We start from the raw sequence: 21,288 nt of genomic DNA on the forward strand, positions 1-21,288 counted from the left end.
ATTTTGATTATTTACTGTTTCTAAACAACGCTCCCGGATCATGACTAAGAAAGCAAGACCTTACAATGTCCTTACCGGAAAAGTCTACCCCTTTGCGTTTTTCTCCGAATGGAGAAGGTGTTTCCGTACCATAGAGCAGCACGGTGAACATCATTGCCAGCTTCATATTTTCGATGATACTGTTTGTGTCGTTAGCCATGGGTAAATGATTGTAGGGTACGAATGCTTTCACACCCCGTCCACTGGGACTGATAAACGTGAGTACAGGATGCAGAAGGTGGTCATTAAACAATGCGCTGCGCATTTCCACTGCCTCCTGATAGGAGTCGAGATGGTCGATATCTACCACCACCAGATGTGAAGAAGCTACGAAACATTTGCTGTTTCGACGCGAGAACGTACCACAGGGAGTCACATACGGCAATAGTGATGCTTTTGCGGTCCGTATATCTTCGGAATTGCGTACTTGTCCGGTCAGAATTTTGAGATTCTCGTTGCAGGTTATCATTTGAAAAACTTGCTCTACGGAGACTTCGCAGGAGGGAATAAGTGTTGCAGGAGTAACAATCCGTCCCTGTTCATTTTTGATGGGAGCAATGGGAGGCATGAAGTAAGACATTCTGAAATCGTTTGTCATAATGTTTATTATTTGAAGTTATCGCCTTGAATTTTCAAAACGCGGTGCGAAAGTAGGAAAAACTGGAAATAGAGGTTTCAGACATATCTGAAACTCAGCGGGTGAAAATAATATATAATTCAATATTTTAACAATTAATAAGAGTTTAAGAATGAGAAGAAAATGGCATCATTATGTGCTTGGTTTTGTAATGGGTAGGCTGCTTAAGAATACAGGTGTAACTGTGAAAGATATGCTTAAGGAGATGCATATGAGTTCGGACACCTATGAACAATTAAAAAGGGCGACGATAAGGTCGTGAGTCATTATATCCGTCTTTTGAACTTTTTCTATGACGTTTCTACTGAAGAAGAGTTTCGGAAAAAAGCAAATGAATGTGTGGAGTTCTATATCAAGTATAGGAAGAAACACGGATAATAGGGGGGGGATCTGATTAAGAAAAAAATAATATTATGCAGGAAGTCCAACGTTTTAATAAAGTCCTAAAATCTTTTGTCCTTTTAGGGGACATTATCTTACTGAACTTACTGTTGTGGGTATTCGATTCTCTTTGGGGAAACCGTTCCCTTTTTGAGTTTTCCATGCCTCTTTTCCAGAGCATGGCTTTGATGACTTTATGTTATCTGGTTTGCAACATTCGTTCCGGAGTGATCCTTCATCGTCCGGTGGTTCGTCCGGAGCAAATCATGCTTCGAGTGGCACGGAACATGATTCCTTTTGTATTGATGGTGCTGGGACTCTCATACATTTTCCATTTTGAATGTGTTAACCTGCGTCAGCTGGGGGCATTTTACGTAGTTCTCATTATCGTTATTATTTCTTATCGCCTGACGTTTCGTTATATTCTGGAGCTTTATCGCAAAAGTGGGGAAAATGTCCGAAAGGTAGTACTGGTGGGTAGCCATGAAAATATGCAGGAACTTTATCATTCCATGACGGATGATCCGACATCCGGATTTCGGGTACTGGGATATTTTGAAGATTATCCATCAGACCGCTATCCTATGAATGTAGCATATTTGGGACAGCCATGCGAAGCCGTTGATTATTTGACCCGTAATGCGGGAAAAGTAGACCAGCTTTATTGCAGTCTTCCTTCCGCCCGTAGTGCTGAAATTGTGCCGATTATCAACTATTGTGAGAACCATCTGATTCGTTTTTTCAGCGTTCCCAATGTCCGGAACTATCTGAAACGGAGAATGCATTTTGAAATGCTAGGTAATGTTCCGGTACTTTCTATCCGTCGTGAGCCACTAGAGTTATTGGAAAATCGCATTGTGAAACGTAGCTTTGATATTATTTGCTCGCTACTGTTCCTTTGTACCCTTTTCCCGATTATATATGTCATTGTGGGACTGGCTATAAAGATAAGTTCTCCCGGACCTGTCTTTTTCAAACAGAAACGAAGTGGTGAAGATGGTCGTGAATTTTGGTGCTATAAATTTCGTTCGATGCGGGTGAATGCTCTATGTGATACATTACAGGCTACCGAACATGATCCTCGTAAAACCCGAATCGGTGATTTGATTCGTAAGACGAATGTGGATGAACTTCCTCAATTTATTAATGTACTGAAAGGGGATATGTCTTTAGTGGGTCCCCGTCCGCACATGTTGAAGCACACAGAAGAATATTCCCATTTGATAAATAAATATATGGTTCGTCATTTTGTGAAACCGGGTATTACAGGTTGGGCACAGGTGACAGGTTTTCGTGGAGAAACAAAAGAGCTTTGGCAGATGGAAGGACGCGTGCAACGCGACATCTGGTATATTGAGCATTGGACGTTTCTTTTGGATTTATATATCATGTATAAAACTGTGTATAATGTCATCCGCGGGGATAAAGAGGCTTATTGAAATAATTAAAGATTAAAAACTAAAAATTATAGGCGGTTATGAAAAAAATGGCTGGATTGACTCTTTGCTTGTTACTTACTTTTTTGCTGGTATCCTGCCAAGCATACAAGAAAGTGCCTTATTTGCAAGATACAGCTTTTGTGAATGATACAGAACAGAGTGTTCATCAGACAGGTGTGAAGGTAATGCCAAAGGATTTGTTGACGATTGCCGTGTCTTGTTCCACTCCGGAACTGGCTGCACCTTTCAATCTGGTAAATTCGGGTACTGATGCTCCACAGCAATATTTGGTAGATAATCAGGGAAATATCAACTTTCCGGTATTGGGTGAGATTCATGTAGGTGGATTGACTAAACTGGAAATAGAAAACTTGATTATAGAGAAATTGAAAGTTTATTTGAAAGAAGCACCGCTTGTAACTGTACGTATTGTTAATTATCGGATTTCAGTATTGGGGGAAGTTACAAAGCCAGGCAGCTTTGTAGTCTCTAACGAGAAGATTAATTTGTTGGAAGCCCTTGCAATGGCAGGTGATTTGACCATTTATGGTATGCGTGATAATGTGAAATTAATCCGAACAGGGCAAGATAATAAACAGGAAATTATTACTATGGACTTGAATAAGGCTGAAACGGTACTGTCTCCTTATTATCAGTTACAGCAGAATGATATAATTTATGTGACACCTAATAAGACTAAGGCTAAGAATTCGGATATAGGGGCTAGTACTGGCTTGTGGTTCTCTGGCATTTCAATTTTGATGTCAATAGCCAATTTATTAATAAGTATATTACGATAAAATTAATAAAATAATTGATCAACAATGAAAGAAAACCCATACGAAAATAATATGAATGAACAGGATGAGGAGAAAATCAATTATCAGGAACTTCTTTTCAGATATATAATCCATTGGCCTTGGTTTGTCGCTTCTGTTTTGGTCTGTCTGATTGGTGCTTGGGTGTATTTACATTTTCAAACTCCCGTGTATCAGGTTTCTGCTTCCATCATGATTAAGGATGACAAGAAGGGCGGCGGTTCTACAGATTTGGAGAACTTGGGAATAGGCGGAGTAATTACTTCCACGCAAAGTATTGATAATGAAATAGAAGTTCTGCGCTCAAAAACGATATTGAAAGAAGTGGTCAATAATCTGGAGCTATATATCACCTATTATGACGAGGATGAATTTCCGAAAAAAGAGCTGTATCAGACTTCTCCGGTCATAGTAAACCTGACCGCCCAAGAAGCGGATAAATTGCCGGGTTCTGCTTTGCTTGCTATGAAATTGTCTCCCGAAGGCGTTCTGGATGTAAACCTGAAAGTCGGTTTGAAAGAATATAATCAGCGTTTTGAAAAACTGCCTGCCGTCTTACCTACTGACGCGGGTACGTTTGGATTTGCGTTGAAAGATTCATTGTCAGGTGGTCAGATGGAGGGGCATAAAGGTGAACGGCATATCCGCGCGGTGGTCAGCCGGCCATTTGGAGTGGCGAAGGGATATCAGGGGGCGTTAAGTATAGCCCCGACTTCCAAGGCCACTTCTGTTGCCGTGGTCTCATTGATGAATACGAATATACAACGTGCCCGTGACTTTATCAATAAGTTAATGGAGATGTATAACCGGAATACGAATAATGACAAGAATGAGGTGGCTGAAAAGACGAGGGAATTTATCAATGAGCGTATTAAAATTATAGACGAGGAACTGGGTAGTACGGAGGATAAGCTGGAAGCTTTTAAAAGAAACGCGGGCTTGACGGACATTAGCAGTGACGCTCAATTGGCCGTATCCGGAAATGCAGAATATGAGAAGAGGCGTGTGGATAACGGAACACAGATAAATTTAGTTCGTGATCTCATTAAATACATCAATAATCCGTCGAATGAGTATGAGCTGTTGCCTGGTAATATTGGTTTGTCTGACGCTGGATTGACCACCCAAATAGGACGTTATAATGAATTGATAATCGAACGTAAACGTTTGCTTCGTACTTCTACGGAGAGTAACCCGATGATTGTGAATCTGGATACAAGTATTCGTGCAATGAAGTCAAACGTGCAGGCTGCAATTAATGGAACTTTGCAGGGCTTGCTTATTGTCAAGGCTGATTTGGAGCGTGAGGCGGGCCGCTTCTCCCGTCGTATCAGTGACGCTCCAGGACAGGAACGTCAATATGTGAGTATTGCACGTCAACAGGAAATCAAGGCAGGGCTTTATTTGATGCTTTTGCAGAAACGTGAAGAGAATGCTATTACGTTAGCTGCTACTGCGAATAATGCCAAGATTATTGACGAACCAGTGGCGACAGGAGGACCGCTTTCTCCAAAACCTAACATGATTTATATGATTGCTCTGGTACTAGGAGTAGGTTTGCCTGTCAGCGTTATTTTTCTGATAGGTCTAACAAAATTCAAGATTGAAGGTCGTGGTGATGTGGAGAAATTAACAAGGTTACCTATTGTCGGTGATGTACCGTTAACCGACGAGAAAGCAGGTTCTATTGCTGTGTTTGAGAATCAAAATACTTTAATGAGTGAGACTTTCCGTCATATCCGTACTAACCTTCAGTTTATGCTTGAGAATAACCAGAAAGTAATTTTAGTGACTTCGACAGTTAGTGGTGAGGGCAAGTCTTTTATTTCTTCAAATCTTGCGATTAGTCTGTCTTTGTTAGGAAAGAAGGTAGTAATTGTAGGGCTTGATATTCGTAAACCCGGTTTGAATAAAATTTTTAATATCCCCCGAAAGGAGCAAGGAATTACTCAATACCTGTCAAATCCGGAGAAGAATCTAATGGATTTCGTTCAGCCTTCGGATGTTAGTAAGAATTTATATATTCTTCCAGGTGGAACAGTACCACCTAATCCTACGGAATTACTGGCTCGTGATGGTTTAGATAAAGCGATTGAAACATTGAAAAAGAACTTTGATTATGTAATTTTGGATACTGCCCCTGTTGGTATGGTAACAGATACTTTGCTCATAGGTCGTGTGGCTGACTTATCTGTTTATGTATGTCGTGCTGATTATAGCCGAAAAGCAGAGTTTACCTTGATTAATGAGTTGGCTGCTGATAATAAGCTTCCCAATATCTGTACTGTTATTAATGGTCTTGATCTTCAAAAGAAGAAATATGGTTATTACTACGGTTATGGCAAATATGGTAAATATTATGGTTATGGTAAGCGTTATGGCTATGGTTACGGCTATGGAGAACATAAAGTAAAGGAAGAATAAATACCTAAAATAGTAAGTACTCAACAATAATAATATATGAATATAGCAATTGTAGGCACAGGCTATGTAGGCTTGGTGTCCGGTACTTGTTTTGCAGAAATGGGTGCCACTGTGACTTGTGTTGATGTAGATACCAATAAGATCAGCAAGTTGAAAGCCGGTGAAATGCCTATTTATGAACCAGGGTTGGAAGAATTGGTAAAACGCAACGTTGGCTATGGGCGTCTTCACTTCACAACGGATTTGATCGAAGTTTTGGATGATGTGGAAGTAGTCTTTTCCGCAGTAGGAACTCCTCCTGACGAAGATGGTAGCGCCGACCTAAAGTATGTGCTTGCCGTAGCCCGTCAGTTTGGACAAAACATCAATAAATATACCATTCTGGTCACAAAATCTACTGTACCTGTGGGTACTGCTCAAAAGGTGAAGGCTGTCATTCAAGAGGAGTTGAACAAGCGTGGGGCAGATGTCCCCTTCGATGTAGCTAGTAACCCCGAATTCTTGAAAGAGGGTGCCGCTATCAAAGACTTTATGAGTCCTGATCGGGTGGTGGTTGGCGTTGAGAGTAAGAAAGCCGAAGAGGTAATGACCAAGCTCTATCAACCTTTCTTGCTTCAGAATTTCCGTGTAATCTTTATGGATATTCCTTCTGCTGAAATGACTAAGTACGCTGCCAATGCTATGCTGGCCACCCGTATCAGCTTTATGAACGATATTGCCAATTTGTGCGAGCGGGTGGGGGCTAACATAGATCACGTGCGCAAAGGTATTGGAGCTGATGTACGTATCGGGCAAAAATTCCTTTATGCCGGTTGTGGATATGGCGGTAGCTGCTTTCCGAAAGATGTGAAAGCTTTGGTGCATACAGGTATCAACAACGGTTATCACATGGAGGTGATTGAAGCGGTGGAACGTGTTAACGACCGTCAGAAGAGTATTGTTTATGATAAACTTATCCGTTTGATGGGTGATGTAAAAGGTAAAAATATCGCTATGTTAGGTTTAGCTTTTAAACCTGATACAGACGATATGCGCGAGGCTCCGGCTTTGGTCGTGATTGATAAGTTACTAAAGGCTGGTGCTACCGTGAAAGTGTTTGATCCCATCGCTATGCCTGAATGTAAACGTCGTATCGGTGATGTCGTGACCTATACTGAAAATCTCTATGACTGTGCCGACGGTGCTGATGCGTTGCTATTAATGACTGAATGGAGACAATTCCGCTTACCCACCTGGAACGTGATTCAGAAGGTTATGACTGGTAAGTACGTTGTAGATGGACGTAACATTTGGAATCGGAGAGAGCTGGAGGAAATGGGATTTAGTTATACACGGATTGGAGAGAAATAAAATAGAATGGAAAATAAATTAATTACAGTAACTTCTCCTCTTCTACCTCCTTTGGAAGAGTTTCAGAAGATGATTGCTGACATATATGCCAGCAAATGGATCACAAACAATGGAACCTTTCATAGACAGCTCGAAAAAGAGTTGGCGGCTTATTTGAAAGTCCCTTATCTTAGTTTGTTTACCAATGGTACTTTACCACTTATTACCGCTCTTCAAGCATTGCGTATTAAGGGTGAAGTAATTACTACTCCTTATAGTTTTGTTGCTACTACTCATAGTTTGTGGTGGAACGGCATTAAGCCTGTATTTGTTGATATAGATCCTGCTACGGGCAATATTGACCCGAATAAGATTGAAGCAGCTATCACTCCCAACACTACCGCTATTATGCCGGTGCATGTATACGGAAAGCCATGTGATACTGAAGCTATTCAAGAAATTGCAGATAAATATGGATTGAAAATAATCTATGATGCTGCTCATGCTTTCGGTGTCGAGGTGAATGGAGAAAGCGTCCTGAATGCGGGCGACTTGTCTACGTTGAGTTTCCATGCTACTAAGGTATACAATACCATTGAGGGTGGGGCATTGGTGATGCACGATGAGAAGATGAAGAAACGCATTGATTATCTCAAAAACTTTGGTTTTGCGGATGAAGTCACTGTAGTAGCTCCGGGTATTAATAGTAAAATGGACGAGATGCGTTCTGCTTACGGCTTGCTCAATTTGAAGCAGGTAGATACTGCCATTGAAGCACGCCATCAAGTAGCTGTCAAGTATCGTGAAGCGTTGCGTCCTATAGATGGTATTACCTTCTTCGATGATATGCCGGGAGTGAAGCACAATTATTCTTATTTCCCTATTTTTATTGATGAGAATAAATATGGTATGACTCGAGATGAACTCTATTTCAAGATGAAAGAACAGGGGGTATTGGGGCGCAGATATTTCTATCCGCTGATAAGTACTTTTTCTACTTATAAAGGATTAGAGAGTGCTTCTCCTTCTAATTTACCGAATGCGCATAAAATGGCTGATAGTGTTATTTGTTTGCCGATGCATCATGCGTTAACAGACGAAGATATACAGAGGATATTACATTGTATTGTGAAGTAAGATGGATAAACAAATATATATATTAGGAATAGGCCACAATACACCTGTATTCATGGATTTGGCCTTAGACTGTGGTTATCACATAGCAGGTTTGTATCATTATAATGATGAACGGACGGGTGAAATGAACTATGGCTACAAAGTTCTTGGTTCCTTTAATGACTTGTTTCAACAGGATATCCATCAAAAGAATTTTCTTTTGACTATGGGCGATATCCAAATCCGCAAGGATATGTGCGAACGATTGTTAAAAATAGGAGGGGTAATCCCTACTCTTATACATCCAACGGCAGTCATATCACGCTTTGCTCAAATATCCGCATGCGGGGTATTGATTAATGCATTTAGTCACATCCAGGCAAATACGGTCATTGAGGATAATGTCACGATATTATCGGAAGTAATCGTTAGTCATAACAATGTGGTAGGAGCCCATAGCTTTCTTGCGGGCAAGGCTTTTGTGGGAGCTTACACTCATGTTGGCAAAGATGTGTTTTTCGGGCAAGGCGCATTAAGTATATCCGGTAAGGTTGTCGATATTGGTGATGGAGCTTATATTGGAGCAGTCGCTTTGTTAACTAAAGATGTTCCATCAAAGGCTGTCGTTTGTGGACAACCGGCACGAATAATAAAATATTTGGAAACATAAGATCATAGGTCACCATGCTCTTACTTTAATTCATCCCACTGCCATCATCTCGCGCTTTAGCAAAATATCTAATACTGGAGTAGTGATTGGTGTATTGACGGAAATACAGAATGATATTGTCATAAATAAGAATGTGACTATATGGACTAATGTGGTAATATGCCATAATTCAGAAATAGGGGAGAATTGTTTTATAGGTCCTAAAGCCTTGGTCGGTGCTTATATCCATGTTGGAAGAAATGCTTTTATTGGTCAAGCTTCCGTTTTGGTTTCCGGAAAGGTGGATACTGTTGGAGTCGATTCCATAATTGGGGCTGGAAGTATTGTCACCAGACCGATTGAGGCAAATGTAATAGTGGCAGGCAATCCGGCACGAATAATAAGAAAAATCTCAAATTAAAATAACTAACGCGCATATTTGTGTTTACACATATATTGGAATAAGATATGTATGAAAAAATTCCCCTATAAACCTGATATAAAGTCCAAAGAACGAAATTCTAACTTGGAACTATACCGAATTATCGTAATGTTACTCATTGTGGCACATCACTATGTCGTGAATAGTGGATTACCATCCATTATCGATTCATATCCCTACAATGCAGACTCCGTATTTTACTATCTCTTTGGGATGTGGGGAAAAACAGGGATTAATTGCTTTGTCATGATTACCGGATGGTTTATGTGTAAGAGCCGGATAACTTTACGGAAATATTTGAAGTTGATTTTTGAGGTGATTTTTTATAATGTAGTAATTAATGCAATATTTGCTATTTCAGGATATGCCTCTTTTTCGCTAATTGATTGGTTTTGGATATTATGGCCCGTTCATAATATAGCATCTGATTTTGTTACTTGTTTCTTACTATTTTATCTCTGTATACCATTTTTGAATATATTGGTACGACATCTTGATAAAAAGATGCATCAATGGTTGATTTTGTTAATGCTATTCATTTATACTATTATGGGAACTTCCTATAAATATCAAGTGTCGATGAATTATGTGTCTTGGTTTAGCGTATTATTTTTAATAGCTTCTTATTTAAGATTCTATAACATTACATATAAGGGTAAAGAGCTGAAGTAGGGGGTAATGACAGTTATTTCTATGATTGTGTCTATGACAACTGTGGTTGCCATACCATACGTAAGTGTATGGATAGGGAAACCTATTCCTTACCATTTTTTTGTGGCAGACTCCAATCATCTTATGGCGGTGATAACAGCTGTTTGTTCTTTCATGTATTTTAAAGATATGAAGTTGAAGAATAGTCGAATTATTAATACCATAGCAGCTAGTACTTTTGGAGTTCTATTGATACATGCGAATAGTAATATTATGAGGAAATGGTTGTGGCAAGATATTTTGGATAATGAAGGACAATATGGAACGTCAACCTTTGTGCTTCATGCTGTAGGGAGTGTAGTTGTTGTATTTGTAGTATGTATAGTAATAGATTATATTAGAATAAAAATTATAGAGAATTATTTCTTTAAATGGCTTGATACTAAAGGTATTTATTAAATAGAATTAATGACGGATAACTCAAGAGAAAATTTAAAAGAGAAAACTAAGAAAGGACTTTATTGGAGTTTCTTCAATCAGTTTGCCAATTATGGAATGCAGTTTTGTGTGGGTATAGTTATGGCAAGATTGCTTTCACCTTCTGACTACGGTATTACGGCATTACCTGCAGTGTTTATGTCTGTAGCATGGATCTTTCAAAATGGCGGACTAAGTGATGCCTTGATTCGAAAGAAGAATTTGAAAGAGGAGGACTTATCAACTGTTTTTTATTATAGTATAGCTATAGGTATTGTTTTATATCTTATGTTATTTATTTCAGCTCCTTGGATAGCTGGATTTTATGAAATTCCTATTTTGATACCATTAATTCGGGTTACGGCATTAAGCTTTCTTTGGGGACCTTTAAATACAGTTCAAAATGTTATATTAAAGCGGCGATTGGATTTTAAAACTCAGACAAAAGTGTCTATATATACTAAATTTTTTTCTGCTTTTATCGGAATCACATTAGCTTATAATGGATATGGTGTTTGGGCTTTAGTAGCTTCAGGTGTTTTATCAAGTATCTTGGGACTATTATTGAATTGGTATGTAGTAAAGTGGTATCCAACAACAAGGTGGTCCAAAGATTCTTTTCGTTATATATGGGGATTTGGTAATAAAATAATGCTTGCTAGCTTAATTGATACAATATATTATAATTTCACGCCATTGTTTATTGCAAAATTCTATACTCCTGTTCAATTGGGGCTATATAATCGTGCTTATGGATATGCTATGATGCCTTCTCAAAATATCTCTGCAACATTACAAGGAGTAACATACGCAGCTTTAAGTAAAATGCAAGATGATAAAGAAGCTCTTGCTCGTAATTATAGAAAAATGTTGAGAGTTACAGCATTTATAGTTTTTCCTATGATGATGATGCTTGCTGCTCTTTCACGCCCTTTAGTTATAACAATAATAACTGTTAAATGGGAGGATTGCATTATCCTGTTACAAATACTATGTTTTTCTATGATGTGGTATCCCATACATTCAATAAATCTAAATCTATTACAGGTTATGGGACGTTCTGATTTGACTTTGCGTCTTGAAATAATTAAGAAATTAGTAGGCATTTTTGTTCTAGCTATGACTTTGACACATGGATTAGCTATATTTTGCTATGGAGCTGTAGTTTCTTCATTGTTTTCATTAGTTATTAATACCTATTATACAGGTAAGCTTATTAATGTGGGTTTTTATAAGCAATTAGGTGATCTTATGCCTATACTGATCTTAAGCTTATTTGTTTTTATTGTAATTTATATATCAAACCTATTTATGACAAATATGCTTATACAAATAATTGTAGGTGCTATAGTAGGTGGATTAGTCTATCTTGGGGGAGCATTGTTGCTTAATTTAAAAGAACTTGATGAGGTGAAATATATGTTGACTAGAAATAAATGAAAATATGTTTAATATAGTGTGTATAACAGATGAGAATTATGCACAGCATGCTGCTGTTATGTTTGAATCTCTTCATGCTACAAAAAGTGAGGGAGAATATTTCCGTATATTTTGTATTACAACATCTTTAAAGGCAGATATTAAGGATACTTTAAAGGTCGTTGTTGAGAAAGATGGTAAATCGCAAATAATTTTTGTAGAGAAAACAGCTCAAAAGTTAAATTTAGATGAGTATCAAACAGGAAATTATGGCAAACAGTGGAGTCCTGTCATGTACATGAAGTTGTTTATACCCCAATTCCTTCCCCAAAATATAGATAGATTTTTGTTTCTTGATGTAGACTTAGTAGTAAACCATGATTTGAAAACATTGTATAATACTGAATTTGAAGGGAATATAATAGCAGCTGCTGAAGACTGGAAGTATTCAGTCTTGCATAAAGAACGTATAGGATTGGCGCAAGATGACTATTATGTAAATTCGGGGGTAATGATGATTGATTTAGATGCTTGGAGGAAATTGGAGTTAGAAGTTCCTATGTTTGATTTTATGCAGACCAATAAGGATACCATTACCAATGACCAAGATGCGTTTGCACTCTATTTTAAGAATCGAATCATATTTATTCATCAGAGATGGAATGTTACGACTTATTATTTTGAACGAAAGCCTCGTATATTAGACAAATACATGGATATTGTTGATGAAGTCCGTAACCATCCTTTTATTGTGCATTTTTGTGAGCCTATTAAACCTTGGTTTAAAGAGTGTAGGCATCCTTATAGGTATCTTTATAAAAAATATCTCAAAGCTACTCCTTACAAATCCTACAAATTTATTAGCTGTGATTCTCATTTTGGAAAGCCTTCGTGGAGATATATTGTAAAGCATTGGCTTAACGTACTGGGATTAAGAAATGATGGATGGAGTATGGTATACCTAAAGCATTAATATATATGAACGAACCAAGTATATCGATTATTGTGCCCGTGTATAAAGTAGAGGCATATCTTCGGCGGTGTCTAGATTCAATATTGTCACAAGATTTTACTGATTATGAAGTGATTCTTTTGAATGATGGAAGCCCTGATAACTCACCAGTAATTTGTGATGAGTATGCTTCTATTGATAGTCGTTTCAAAGTAATCCACAAACCAAACGAAGGTGTTGCTAAAACTAGGCTTCGTGGATATGATGAAGCAAGTGGTAAATACTTTGTTTTTGTAGATTCGGATGATTATCTTCTTCCTGGAGGTCTCAAAGTTTTGTTTAATGAGATAGAGAAAGGGTATGACATTGTACGTACTTGTGTATACAGGCAAGGAGTAAATGGTAATAACTGGATAGAACATTATCCCATTGAGTCAGGTACTATTATTGGTTCAGAAGAATATTTGCAAGCTATGATAGTTGACAATATCGCTCCCTATCTTCATTGTGCAATATATAGAGCAAATTTATTCTGTCGTGAAACTTTCATGCCATCAGTGGAATATAATATAAATGTTGGCGAAGACTGGATTGCAAGTTATTTGATAGCAGATAAGGTGAAGAAAGTTTTGTTTATCAATATTCCTGTGTACGTATATTGTGTGAATACGAGTGGTATCATGAAGACCTCAATTCGTGGCTGGGAGTATCAAGAACGCACAAAACGAGCTCTTTTACCTTATAATAGTCAGCTTCCCGAATCGATACGTCTATTCGGACAGAGAGTTTCTTGTATAAATAAGCTGAGATATTTTTTTATACCAGAGATTTCGTTCAATTGGAAAGAATATAGACTGATTGAGAAGCAAGTGGATGACTCTATTCATAATCTAAAGGGTATAAAATATATTGCTCCTTCATATGTACGTTTTATCCATTTACCATTTATTTATTTTTTATATACAAGGGTATATTGTTTGCTCTTTTGGATAATAAGGAGAAAATGTAGTTCTCGTAAAATCTTGAAATAGAACAAATAGGAATGGAAAATGGAAATATAATGGTGTCTATCAGATGTATAGCCTATAATCAAGAGCAATATATACGTGATACTTTAGAAGGGTTTGTAATGCAAGTAGCTAATTTCAATTTTGAAGTTATTGTACATGATGATGCATCAACTGATAATACAGCTAATATCATTCGCGAGTATGCTGAAAAGTATCCCAAGATAATAAAGCCTATATTAGAGACAGAAAATCAGTATTCTAAACATGACGGTTCCTTAAATCGGATTATGACATCAGCAACAAGAGGAAAGTATGTGGCTTTATGTGAAGGAGATGATTATTGGATAGATCCCTTTAAACTGCAAAAGCAGGTCGATTTTCTTGAATCTCATCCCGAATATTCAATGTGTTGTACAAATGCAGTGATACAATCACCACAAGGGGAACTTGAATGGACACGATTTGAGGAAGATTGCGACATCTCTATTGACAAGATGGTAAGAGGTGGAGGATCTCTTATTATGACTTGTACAGAGATGTATAAAAAGGAGGTCTTAGAATTGTATGGTTCATTAGATTTTTGTATGAAGTGTATGATTGGTGATTATTGTATGCAAATACTTTCTTCATTAGAAGGTAAAGTGAGATATATGCATGAGAAAACTGCAGTGTATCGTTATCAATCAGTAGGTTCTTGGACAATGAAATCTGAAACGGAAAAGGTTGTAGAACAAGTCTCTGGTTGGAAATCACAGATTGTGATGTTAAAGGGGTTCGACAATTTTAGTAAGGGTAAATACCACTTGACTTTTTATGAGACTCAAGTGGCTCTTGTAGATTGGCTGTGTAGGACTCATATTAATGATTGGGAGAGAATTGTTGATGGTATGAAAGATATTATTCGATTACCTTTGACCTGCCGATTTAACTATTTCTGTAAGAAAAACGAATATGTAAGATTATATTGGTTGTGTGATTTAGTTGCAATAATCAGATATAAGAGTGTTAAATTGTTGAAATTGGTAAAGCTGTATTCTCTCTTTATTAAAAATAAATAGATTTTTTATGAGTTCAAAAATCTGTTATCATAACAACCGAAAATGAAATTCTTATCATATCTTCAATAAATAAAAAATAGTTGATTAATGATACACCAAATCAATCATGTTGATTCATACATAATTACCATCATCATACCTGCGTATAATGCTGAAAAATATATTGAACGTACTATTGAGAAAGTCAATGAAATGAGACATAGTGTAGAAATAATAGTGGTGGATGATGGTAGCAAGGATAATACGTTGCAGGTATGTAATGTTCTAAAAACAAAGTATTCTAATTTATATGTGTATACTCAATTTAATGCAGGTGTGAGTGCGGCTAGAAACTTGGGTATTGAACATGCCCATGGTAAGTGGGTGTTCTTCTGTGATTCTGATGACTGGATAGATGCAGAGAATCTTTCGGTTATTGTGGATAGAGCTGAGATGTCGGATGGTAAGACTTTATTCTTGGCGGCCATGAATTTTGTGAAACCTGCGCCTGCTGGAGTAGTATTGCATCCAGTACCTAATGAACGAGCATTTACTATAAAAGAATATTTATCATCTATTCTTTTTCAAGGATCTTCATGTAATTACCTTTTTCCTTTGCAGATAATAAAAGAGAATGGTATACGTTTTCCTATAGGAGTTGTGAATACTGAAGATCAAGTATTTAATATTAAATGTATCTGTTGTAGTAATGGAGTTTATTCAATCAATATTCCTATTTACAACTATAACCACCTGAATGAAAGTTCGGCATCACATACTAATAGGACTGTTAAGTGGCGATTAGGACCCTTATACGGTGCAATAGATTTATTGGCTTTTTGCGTAGAAAAAGGTGTTGATATAAAAATCGTAGCTCCACAAATAGACAGATTAGTGGAATATTATTATCGAAGTCATATTTATGGGAATCATACTAGTGATGATTTAGTTAATATCCGTGTGTTACTTGATACAATAGCTAAGCAATGTAGTAGAGTGGGAAACTCCATAAAATATAAAGCTGTCAGGCTCAATCCTTGTGTTGGATTGCAACTTCTTAAACTTTATAACTGGATAAAATTTAGATAATTTTTATACTATGAAATAAATTATTGTTATAAATGATTGGATAGCATATTTCATATTGTAATGTTATGTATTATGACTTATAATTTTTTACGAAAATATGCACTTAAGATATTGTCTCATTTAATTAAGAATGCGATCATAGATGATAATAAAACGGTAATAATTAATAGAATATTAAAATGAGTTTTCACGATGATTTAATTCGGCTTAATGTATTGAGTGGTGGTATAAAAAAACTTCACTCGTTTAATGAAAAACATTCGCAACGTTTACTTCAATTAGTTTATAGAGTTGGACTAATGTTCTACGATATAGTGGTGGGTTTTTCTCGTATAAATGCTATTAAAAAAATAATGGTTTATGGTGCTCCGTCTGAACGTCCTATTCGGCTGGCGGCTGTAGTGATAGCTAAGAACGAATCTGAATATATTTCCGAGTGGATGGCTTATCATAAATTACAGGGATTTGAACGCATTTATTTATATGATAATGACTCGACAGACATGATGAAAGAGTGTATTCAATCCTATATTGATGTTGGTTTCGTTGTGTATCACCAGATTCATGGAAACAAACAACAGGGTAATGCATATACACATGCATTACATAATTATGGTTGTGAATGCAAATACATGGCGTTCATTGATTGTGATGAATTCCTTACTCCTTGTAAGCAAGGCGACAAGCTTATCGATTTATTGGATACGACTTTTGAGAAATATCCGCAGGCAGCAGGTTTAGCGGTGAATTGGTGTATGTATGCTTCTTCTCATTTGGAAGATAAACCCGAGGGTATGCTGATTGATAATTTTGTGTGGAGAGCGAATGTTGGGAAACCGGGTACGCAGATTATAAAATCTGTGATTCGTCCTGAATACTGCTTAATGTGGGCGCATCCACACTATCCTGTGTATCGTTTAGGTTATGATGCTATTGATTATAATGGAAATATAGTGAAGATGTGGGAGAATGAAATAAGAGATTACGAGGGTATGATGATTTGTCACTACTTTACAAAAAGCAAAAATCAATGGATCAAACGTCGTGCCATGGGACAGTGCAGTACTGGTGTGAATAAACCTCGACCCATCGATGATTTTTATCGGCATGATAATAATGATATATTAGATGAGCGTGCTAAGATATATAGTGGAGAGGTGAAAGAAATAATGAAAGACTATAAACAAATGTTCCAATGATGAAACAGCGTTTGATATGGCTTGATGTAATGAAAGGTATTACTATGATTTTAGTTGTTCTTGGACATGTTCTGAATAATATGCAATTATTTAATCAACCTGTAAACAATTGGCTTCATCAATTTCACATGCCTTTTTTCTTTATGTTATCTGGTTTTTTAGCTATTCATACTGTTAAGAAAATGTTTTGGAATAACTTGAAAAACAAGGTTATAACTCTTTTAGTCCCTTTTGTTATTGGTGGATTTGCCTATGCTTTAAGTTTTGATAAGTTAAATGAGTTTATTACTACTGAGGCTCATGCTGGTTATTGGTTTTTACTTTCGTTATTTACATGTTGGCTCATCTTTCTTCCCTTGATATATATTCTTAAATCAGCTAAAATAGGGAGTAATATGTTTGTTGAAGCAATTGTTCTTATCATTCCTTTTTTTGCAGGTAATATTTTGATGGAACAATTACCGAATGTATTATTGAAGGTTTCCACATTTTCTTTTACTTTTTCGAATTATAGATTTTTTGTCTTAGGGTATTTCTTGGGAAAAGTTTATTTTAATAGGGAAAAAGAATATTTGAATTTCTATAATGTATTTTGGAGAGGGGGAAAAGAAATAATCATAGCGGTTGCTGTGGTGGTGTTTTCCAGTATAAGTATAAGCATAATGACACAAAGTGTACTTATCGATCATATTCCTATAACTATTTATCAGATATTACTTTGCTTATCTTTGTTTATAATGATATATAGCATAACAGACATTATACATCCGCGGATTTTGAAGTTATTGAAGTATATTGGTTATAATAGTTTAGCTGTATATGTCTTTCATTTCTATTTTGTATACCTGTTTCCTTTGAAAGGATTGGAAATAATATCATTTGGCTATCAAACGCTTATAGCCTTATTTTTAACGGTGGTGATACTCACTGTTACTCTTTTGGTTGCTAGTGTCTTTAATCGAAATAAATTTTTATCTCTACTATTCCTAGGGAAAAAGTATAAGAAATAATGAGTGATATAAATAAAAAAGTTGCAATAATCATTGTGACTTGGAAAGGGATGAAATGGATTGATACTTGTTTGAACAGCATCCGTAACTCTCTATATCCTGCTACTGTATTTATAATAGATAATAATAGTCCAGACGAAACGCCTGATTATATTGAAAAAAACTTTCCTGAGGTGGAACTCACTCGCTCGGATAAAAATTTGGGGTTCGGAAAAGCTAACAACTTGGCAATAAGGCAGGCTATGGATGCAGGTTTTGACTATTTTTTCTTATTAAATCAGGATGCTTATTTACAGCCTGATACAATTAATTGCTTATTAAGGGGAGGGAGTGATGGAGATTATGGAATTATCAGCCCTATTCATCTCAATGGTGATGCTACTGCTGTAGATTTTTATTTTCGTGATTTTGTATTGGCCCAATGCCCAGATTATCTTGATGCTACGCAGGTAGGATTTAATGGGCGAATTGTATTTGAAAGTGAGTTTATACCAGCTGCAGCTTGGCTTTTACCTCGTAAAACGGTAGAGGAAATAGGTGGATTTGATCCTCTATTTTATCATTATGGTGAGGATGATAATTATTGTTCAAGGGTGCGATACCACCAACGCAAAATCGTGTTTATTACTAATGCACGTGTACAACACGATAGAGTGGGTACGATAGGCAATAAAAAGGTTTACAATAAAGAACTGTTTTTTCGAAATTTGCTTATTGCCAGCATGGATCAAACAAAAAGTGCTAGTTTTATTATTCAAAAAATAGGACGACAGTTTTATGATGACTTTGGTCTGTGGTTCATGTATTTATTTATGGGTAAATGGTCAATGTTACGCAACTTTATAGAGGACTATTTTAGGTTGTTTTGTAAAGTGAAACAAATAAAAAAAGATAGAAAAGCTAACAAAATACTTCAAGCTAACTGGTTGTAAAAGCTAATAACAAAAATGGAATTAATTTCAATAATTATCCCTATATATAATGCCGAACGTTACTTGAGGCCTTGTTTAGATAGTATCTTACAGCAGACTTATAGTAACTGGGAATTGATAGCGGTAGATGACGGGAGTGTAGATAGCAGTCGAAATATATTGGAAGATTACGCTAGGCGGGATAATCGTATCAAGATAATTTCTAAAGTTAATGAGGGGGTATCTATTGCTCGAAATACAGGATTAAAATTTGCCAAGGGAACATACGTATATTTTGCGGACGCTGATGATTTGGTGTATTCACACGCTTTGCAAACGTTAGTAACTTGTGCTGTCCAACATGAAGCTACAATGGTAAAAGCTGACTTTAAAGCTATTGATGAACAAGATGAGGAGATCTTTGTGAATAAAAAATATTATATTCGGAGTAAATATAAAGGGGGTGCGTGGACTAGCGAAAAATTCTACCATAAAGTATTAATGAATGAATATTTTCTGTGGACATGTTTGTTTCGAATAGATGTTATAAGAGAGAACAAACTATACTTTTTGCCTTATTGCAGATTGATGGAAGATGCTGATTTTATGATAAGATACTTAATGGTTGCTAATCGTAACTTCTATGTACAGGAACAAATTTATGGCTATAGAAAGTATGCAACTACTGCTACTGTTGCCACAAAAGATTATTCTACAGATTTAGAGGCGATATTTAATCATCTTTTTTTGTATCATAATAATTGTATAGTACAGAATTTTTTAAGTAGGATATCTATGTCTGTTTTGGAATTAAAAAGAAAAACCGATAGAACAGAGAATCTTTGGAATTTGTCAGTTAACTATTTTCCATATCAATGTGCACGGATTAATGCTAATTTGGGACTTTTTGTTGCGAAATGTTGTTTAATTTTAAACAAATTGATAACATATGTTATTTATAGATTGGATAGGATATGATAAGTGTAGTATCTGATAGATTGTCAACAGAGGGAGTGAGCTGGGGGCGCATTGTACTAATGCTTTTGGTTTTTCTAATAATCCCTCCTTTCTTGGCTTTACCTATTATTATTGGTATGATATTGTCTAAGTCGCATACTACTAAAACAGACTATTATTGTTTGTTTTTCTGTATAGCTGTCTATTTTGCAGCGATAAACTCAACAAAAATACCAGGAGGTGATCAAGTTCAGTATTATTATGCTTATAAGAATGTGCCTCATCTTGGATTTCTTAAATCCTTAATTTATATCTATGGCATAGATTATTATGTTGAACCAACCAAGAGTCGGATATCTGGTGAATTCATGAATGGTGTGTTCAATTATATAGGTTATTACGTCACTTTAGGGTATTATCCTCTATATGCGGCTTTACTCACTTTCGCAGATTATTTTCTTATCTTCTTGGGGTTGTATAAGTTCTGCTTAACAATGAAGAAACCACATATTCCGATAGTTTGTGGTGTGACTACTTTATCATTTTTCTATCTCTTTTTTAATTATACGCTACAAATTCAGAAGCAGTTTCTAGCACAAAGTATTATGATGTATGTTTTAGGAAATTATGCCTATTATGGTGAAATGAGAAAGAAAGATTGGATTATGGCTGCTTGTGCTGTGTTTACTCATGCTGCAACGCTACTTTTGGTGCCCTTTTTAGTTTTCAAGCCTTTGCATAGTAGGTTAACGAAAAAGGGATTGTTTTTTATTGGTTCAGCTTTCGCTATGCTAATTGTAATGGGGCCTAGTTTAGCATCAGGTATGGCAACAGATAGTAGTTCTACTTTGACGTATGGTGTGTCTCGCCTAGCGGCCAGTGAAATTCGTAATGATACAGAGTTTGGTCTTGTATGGTCTCAAGTCTTTGTTATAGCTCTTCCCATGGCATTGATTACATTCCGAAAACTTTGGCTAGATCGTAAAACGCTTTCTGATAGTAACGCCTTTATTCTGAATATTACTCTTTTATTATTGCTTACTATAGTAGCAATGTTTAGACAGCCATTAGCACAGTATCGCTATTTTATGATGTTGTTTGCTTTCATGCCTTTTATTTATCCTTTTGCTTTTAATAATATTAGAAATAGGGATGTGTTGCTTAAAGTGATTGCAGTAGTGATGATTTTGTGGTTCTATTATCAGTTCGAACTAATTGTTTGGGATTATGCTTCTCTAGTGGATATTATTATTAAGAGTCCGATTTTACTGTTATTTGGTAATTATTATACGGTATAGTAGA

The 21,288-nt window shown here is 36.3% G+C and carries 20 protein-coding genes; 19 read left to right on the top strand and 1 reads right to left on the bottom strand.

Annotation, left to right across the window (positions count from 1 at the left end; translation table 11 throughout):
- Positions 1-7: 7 nt before the first annotated feature.
- Entirely contained in the window at positions 8-637 is a 630-nt protein-coding gene (locus AB3G73_RS02205; RefSeq protein WP_195650656.1) for a BT4734/BF3469 family protein, read from the bottom strand.
- 452 nt (positions 638-1,089) lie between these two features.
- Between AB3G73_RS02205 and AB3G73_RS02210 the strand changes: the two genes are divergently transcribed.
- The 19 genes from AB3G73_RS02210 (at position 1,090) to AB3G73_RS02300 (ending at position 21,284) form a co-directional block, all read left to right on the top strand.
- A complete protein-coding gene (locus AB3G73_RS02210; protein ID WP_259022754.1) occupies positions 1,090-2,496 on the top strand; it encodes an undecaprenyl-phosphate glucose phosphotransferase in 1,407 nt (468 codons plus the stop codon).
- Between the two features lie 38 nt (positions 2,497-2,534).
- Positions 2,535-3,296, top strand: a complete 762-nt coding sequence (locus AB3G73_RS02215) for a polysaccharide biosynthesis/export family protein (protein ID WP_367742274.1) — start codon at positions 2,535-2,537, stop codon at positions 3,294-3,296.
- Positions 3,297-3,320: 24 nt separating this feature from the next.
- The gene (locus AB3G73_RS02220; protein ID WP_367742277.1) at positions 3,321-5,738 is read left to right on the top strand and encodes a GumC family protein; all 2,418 of its coding nucleotides are present in this window, start codon (positions 3,321-3,323) and stop codon (positions 5,736-5,738) included.
- A 36-nt stretch (positions 5,739-5,774) separates the two neighbouring features.
- Positions 5,775-7,088, top strand: a complete 1,314-nt coding sequence (locus AB3G73_RS02225; protein ID WP_320978500.1) for a UDP-glucose/GDP-mannose dehydrogenase family protein — start codon at positions 5,775-5,777, stop codon at positions 7,086-7,088.
- Positions 7,089-7,094: 6 nt separating this feature from the next.
- The gene (locus AB3G73_RS02230) at positions 7,095-8,204 is read left to right on the top strand and encodes a DegT/DnrJ/EryC1/StrS family aminotransferase (protein WP_367742281.1); all 1,110 of its coding nucleotides are present in this window, start codon (positions 7,095-7,097) and stop codon (positions 8,202-8,204) included.
- A gap of 1 nt (position 8,205) precedes the next feature.
- Positions 8,206-8,853: a transferase gene (locus tag AB3G73_RS02235; protein WP_367742283.1), complete on the top strand. Its 648-nt coding sequence runs from the start codon at positions 8,206-8,208 to the stop codon at positions 8,851-8,853.
- 82 nt (positions 8,854-8,935) lie between these two features.
- Positions 8,936-9,253: a hypothetical protein gene (locus AB3G73_RS02240; RefSeq protein ID WP_367742287.1), complete on the top strand. Its 318-nt coding sequence runs from the start codon at positions 8,936-8,938 to the stop codon at positions 9,251-9,253.
- 51 nt (positions 9,254-9,304) lie between these two features.
- On the top strand, positions 9,305-9,946 hold the full coding sequence (locus AB3G73_RS02245) for an acyltransferase family protein (RefSeq protein WP_367742289.1): 642 nt from the start codon (positions 9,305-9,307) through the stop codon (positions 9,944-9,946).
- A gap of 6 nt (positions 9,947-9,952) precedes the next feature.
- Positions 9,953-10,384: a hypothetical protein gene (locus AB3G73_RS02250; RefSeq protein WP_367742291.1), complete on the top strand. Its 432-nt coding sequence runs from the start codon at positions 9,953-9,955 to the stop codon at positions 10,382-10,384.
- 9 nt (positions 10,385-10,393) lie between these two features.
- Positions 10,394-11,842 carry a lipopolysaccharide biosynthesis protein gene (locus AB3G73_RS02255; RefSeq protein WP_367742293.1) on the top strand — a complete coding sequence of 483 codons (1,449 nt, stop codon included), beginning with the start codon at positions 10,394-10,396 and terminating at the stop codon, positions 11,840-11,842.
- A 4-nt stretch (positions 11,843-11,846) separates the two neighbouring features.
- Positions 11,847-12,794 carry a glycosyltransferase family 8 protein gene (locus AB3G73_RS02260; RefSeq protein ID WP_367742295.1) on the top strand — a complete coding sequence of 316 codons (948 nt, stop codon included), beginning with the start codon at positions 11,847-11,849 and terminating at the stop codon, positions 12,792-12,794.
- 5 nt (positions 12,795-12,799) lie between these two features.
- Positions 12,800-13,804 (top strand): glycosyltransferase family 2 protein, encoded by a 1,005-nt coding sequence (locus AB3G73_RS02265; protein ID WP_367742298.1) that lies wholly within the window; start codon positions 12,800-12,802, stop codon positions 13,802-13,804.
- Positions 13,805-13,815: 11 nt separating this feature from the next.
- Entirely contained in the window at positions 13,816-14,841 is a 1,026-nt protein-coding gene (locus AB3G73_RS02270; RefSeq protein ID WP_367742300.1) for a glycosyltransferase family 2 protein, read from the top strand.
- 87 nt (positions 14,842-14,928) lie between these two features.
- Positions 14,929-15,909, top strand: coding sequence for a glycosyltransferase family 2 protein (locus AB3G73_RS02275; protein ID WP_367742302.1), 981 nt, complete (start codon positions 14,929-14,931; stop codon positions 15,907-15,909).
- Positions 15,910-16,208: 299 nt separating this feature from the next.
- Entirely contained in the window at positions 16,209-17,108 is a 900-nt protein-coding gene (locus AB3G73_RS02280; RefSeq protein WP_367742304.1) for a glycosyltransferase family 2 protein, read from the top strand.
- Positions 17,105-18,118, top strand: coding sequence for an acyltransferase family protein (locus AB3G73_RS02285; RefSeq protein ID WP_367742306.1), 1,014 nt, complete (start codon positions 17,105-17,107; stop codon positions 18,116-18,118). Before AB3G73_RS02280 ends, AB3G73_RS02285 begins: the two co-directional genes overlap by 4 nt.
- Positions 18,118-19,050, top strand: coding sequence for a glycosyltransferase family 2 protein (locus AB3G73_RS02290; protein ID WP_367742308.1), 933 nt, complete (start codon positions 18,118-18,120; stop codon positions 19,048-19,050). Before AB3G73_RS02285 ends, AB3G73_RS02290 begins: the two co-directional genes overlap by 1 nt.
- Positions 19,051-19,065: 15 nt before the next feature.
- Complete coding sequence (locus AB3G73_RS02295) at positions 19,066-20,007, top strand: glycosyltransferase (protein ID WP_367742311.1); 942 nt, start codon at positions 19,066-19,068, stop codon at positions 20,005-20,007.
- A complete protein-coding gene (locus AB3G73_RS02300) occupies positions 20,004-21,284 on the top strand; it encodes an EpsG family protein (RefSeq protein ID WP_367742313.1) in 1,281 nt (426 codons plus the stop codon). Before AB3G73_RS02295 ends, AB3G73_RS02300 begins: the two co-directional genes overlap by 4 nt.
- Positions 21,285-21,288 lie beyond the last annotated feature (4 nt).

Source organism: Bacteroides sp. L008 (assembly GCF_040812255.1).
GTDB classification, from domain to species: domain Bacteria; phylum Bacteroidota; class Bacteroidia; order Bacteroidales; family Bacteroidaceae; genus Bacteroides; species Bacteroides vicugnae.

Excerpts from the sequence above, each read along its gene's own strand:
- AB3G73_RS02205 (WP_195650656.1), bottom strand. The coding sequence starts at position 637 with ATGACAAACGATTTCAGAATGTCTTACTTCATGCCTCCCATTGCTCCC.
- AB3G73_RS02210 (WP_259022754.1), top strand. The coding sequence starts at position 1,090 with ATGCAGGAAGTCCAACGTTTTAATAAAGTCCTAAAATCTTTTGTCCTT.
- AB3G73_RS02215 (WP_367742274.1), top strand. The coding sequence starts at position 2,535 with ATGAAAAAAATGGCTGGATTGACTCTTTGCTTGTTACTTACTTTTTTG.
- AB3G73_RS02220 (WP_367742277.1), top strand. The coding sequence starts at position 3,321 with ATGAAAGAAAACCCATACGAAAATAATATGAATGAACAGGATGAGGAG.
- AB3G73_RS02225 (WP_320978500.1), top strand. The coding sequence starts at position 5,775 with ATGAATATAGCAATTGTAGGCACAGGCTATGTAGGCTTGGTGTCCGGT.
- AB3G73_RS02230 (WP_367742281.1), top strand. The coding sequence starts at position 7,095 with ATGGAAAATAAATTAATTACAGTAACTTCTCCTCTTCTACCTCCTTTG.
- AB3G73_RS02235 (WP_367742283.1), top strand. The coding sequence starts at position 8,206 with ATGGATAAACAAATATATATATTAGGAATAGGCCACAATACACCTGTA.
- AB3G73_RS02245 (WP_367742289.1), top strand. The coding sequence starts at position 9,305 with ATGAAAAAATTCCCCTATAAACCTGATATAAAGTCCAAAGAACGAAAT.
- AB3G73_RS02250 (WP_367742291.1), top strand. The coding sequence starts at position 9,953 with ATGACAGTTATTTCTATGATTGTGTCTATGACAACTGTGGTTGCCATA.
- AB3G73_RS02255 (WP_367742293.1), top strand. The coding sequence starts at position 10,394 with ATGACGGATAACTCAAGAGAAAATTTAAAAGAGAAAACTAAGAAAGGA.
- AB3G73_RS02260 (WP_367742295.1), top strand. The coding sequence starts at position 11,847 with ATGTTTAATATAGTGTGTATAACAGATGAGAATTATGCACAGCATGCT.
- AB3G73_RS02265 (WP_367742298.1), top strand. The coding sequence starts at position 12,800 with ATGAACGAACCAAGTATATCGATTATTGTGCCCGTGTATAAAGTAGAG.
- AB3G73_RS02270 (WP_367742300.1), top strand. The coding sequence starts at position 13,816 with ATGGAAAATGGAAATATAATGGTGTCTATCAGATGTATAGCCTATAAT.
- AB3G73_RS02275 (WP_367742302.1), top strand. The coding sequence starts at position 14,929 with ATGATACACCAAATCAATCATGTTGATTCATACATAATTACCATCATC.
- AB3G73_RS02280 (WP_367742304.1), top strand. The coding sequence starts at position 16,209 with ATGTTCTACGATATAGTGGTGGGTTTTTCTCGTATAAATGCTATTAAA.
- AB3G73_RS02285 (WP_367742306.1), top strand. The coding sequence starts at position 17,105 with ATGATGAAACAGCGTTTGATATGGCTTGATGTAATGAAAGGTATTACT.
- AB3G73_RS02290 (WP_367742308.1), top strand. The coding sequence starts at position 18,118 with ATGAGTGATATAAATAAAAAAGTTGCAATAATCATTGTGACTTGGAAA.
- AB3G73_RS02295 (WP_367742311.1), top strand. The coding sequence starts at position 19,066 with ATGGAATTAATTTCAATAATTATCCCTATATATAATGCCGAACGTTAC.
- AB3G73_RS02300 (WP_367742313.1), top strand. The coding sequence starts at position 20,004 with ATGATAAGTGTAGTATCTGATAGATTGTCAACAGAGGGAGTGAGCTGG.